At 71.6% G+C, this 2,285-nt stretch carries 1 protein-coding gene and 1 pseudogene; both read left to right on the top strand.

The features are described 5' to 3' along the window. Positions 1 to 9: 9 nt before the first annotated feature. Positions 10 to 162, top strand: a pseudogene (locus tag ABZ576_RS34290) (AMP-binding protein); the annotation flags it as partial. Positions 163 to 237: 75 nt separating this feature from the next. Then, positions 238 to 2,285, top strand: a 2,048-nt coding sequence (locus ABZ576_RS34285; protein WP_360750012.1) for a condensation domain-containing protein, incomplete at its 3' end; no start/stop codon positions are given.

The raw sequence follows: 2,285 nt of genomic DNA, 5'->3' as shown, positions 1-2,285 counted from the left end.
GAGACGACGGTGGCGGCGTCGGTGAGCCGCCCGCTGTCGGGCCGGGCGCATCCGATCGGTGCTCCGCTGGCGGGGACGCGGGTGTATGTGCTGGATGCGGGTCTGGGGTTGTTGCCTCCGGGTGCGCGGGGTGAGCTGTACATCGCCGGTGCCGGGGTGGCCCGGGGCTATTTGGGGCGTGCCGGGCTGACGGCGTCGCGGTTCGTCGCCGATCCGTATGGGCCGGCCGGTTCGCGGATGTACCGGACCGGTGACGTGGTCCGGTGGAACGCCGACGGCGAACTCGAATACCTCGGCCGCTCCGACCATCAGCTCAAGATCCGGGGCATCCGCGTCGAGCCCGGCGAGATCGAGGCCGCGCTGCTGCGGCAGCCCGGCGTCTCACGGGCCGTCGTGGTCGCCCGCCCCGACCAGCACGGCTTCCAGACGCTGTACGCGTACGTCACGCCCGGCGAGGAACCGGCCGACGCCGCCCGGCTGCGCGAGGAACTGCGCCGCGAACTGCCCGACCATCTGGTGCCGGCCGCGGTCGTCGTCCTCGACGAGTTCCCGCTGACACCGAACGGCAAGCTGGACCGCGACGCGCTCCCCACGCCGCATCCCGTCACCACGGGCGCGGACGACCGGTCGCCGGGCACACCCCAGGAGGAGATCCTGCGGTCGGTGTTCGCCGACGTCCTCGGGATCAGCCGGATCGGAGCCGAGGACAACTTCTTCGACCTGGGCGGCCATTCACTCCTGGCCGGACGGCTGATCTCGCGGATACGCGGCGCGCTCGGCGTCGATGTGCCGATGCGGACCTTCTTCAACGCCCCGACCCCCCGGCGGCTCGCCGACCGGCTGGTGGAGGGCGGCCCCGTCCCGTCCCGGCTGCGGCCGATGCCCCGCCCCGACGTCCTGCCACTGTCGTTCGCCCAGCAGCGCCTGTGGTTCCTGCACAAGCTGGAAGGCCCTTCGGCGACCTACAACTCCCCGCTGGCCATACGGCTCTCCGGTGACCTGGACGTCCCGGCGCTGCGGACGGCGCTGGCCGACGTCGTCGCCCGGCACGAGGCGCTGCGCACCGTCTTCGCCGAGCGGGGCGCCACCCCCTGCCAGCGGATTCTGGACGTGGCCGAGGCCGTGCCCGAGCTGGAGATCCGGGAGACCACCGAGGGGGAGCTGCCCCAGGCCTTGCGCGAGGCCGCCCGGTACGAGTTCGACCTGGCCCGTGAGATCCCACTGCGGGCGTGGCTGTTCGCGACCGGTCCCGGCGAGTGGGTGCTGATGCTGGTGCTGCACCACGTCGTCGCCGACGGCTGGTCGCTGCAGGTCCTCGTGTCCGACCTGACGGCCGCGTACACCGACCGCCGGGCCGGCACCGCACCGTCGTGGCAGCCGCTCGCCGTGCAGTACGCCGACTACACCCTCTGGCAGCGCGAACACCTCGGCACCGACGACGACCCCGACAGCGTCTTCAGCCGCCAGGTCGCCTACTGGCTGGACGAACTGGCGGAGCTGCCGGACCAGATGACGCTGCCCACCGACCGGCCGCGTCCCGCCGTTGCCAGCTACCACGGCGAGACGGTCACCTTCGACCTCGACGCCGAACAGCACGCCCAGCTCGTCCACCTGGCCCGGGAGACGGGCACCACTCTCTTCATGATCCTTCAGACGGGCCTGGCCGGGGTGCTGACCCGTCTCGGCGCCGGAACCGACATCGCGGTCGGCTCACCCATCGCCGGGCGCACCGACGACCGCCTGGAGGACCTGGTCGGTCTCTTCGTCAACATGCTGGTGCTGCGCACCGACACCTCCGGCGATCCCACGCTGAACGACCTGCTCACCCGGGTGCGCGAGACCTCTCTGGCCGCCTATGCCCACCAGCACATGCCCTTCGAGTACCTGGTGGAACGGCTCAACCCGCACCGGTCCGCCGCCCATCACCCGCTCGTCCAGATCCTGTTCGGACTGCAGAACACCGCCGAGCAGAAGATCGACCTGCCGGGCCTCACCGCCTCCGGCACCTCGATCGACACGGGCGTCTCCCGCGTCGACCTCTCCATCAACATCGTCGAGGCCGCCGCGCCCGACGGCAGCCCGGCCGGTCTCACCGGGGTGGTGGAGTTCTCCACAGATCTGTACGACCGCTCGACGATCCAGGCGTTCACGGCGCGCTGGGCACGCGTGCTGCAGACCATGGTGACCACGCCGCAGTCCCGGTTGAGTGAGGTGGATCTGCTCGGTGCCGAGGAGCGGGTCCGGTTGCTGGAGGAGTGGGGGACGGCGGAGGCCGGTGTCGAGGC

This window comes from Streptomyces sp. NPDC013455 (assembly GCF_040632975.1).
GTDB lineage: Bacteria > Actinomycetota > Actinomycetes > Streptomycetales > Streptomycetaceae > Streptomyces.
Note: the sequence above shows the minus strand (reverse complement) of the source record. Positions and strands in the feature narration are given on the sequence as shown.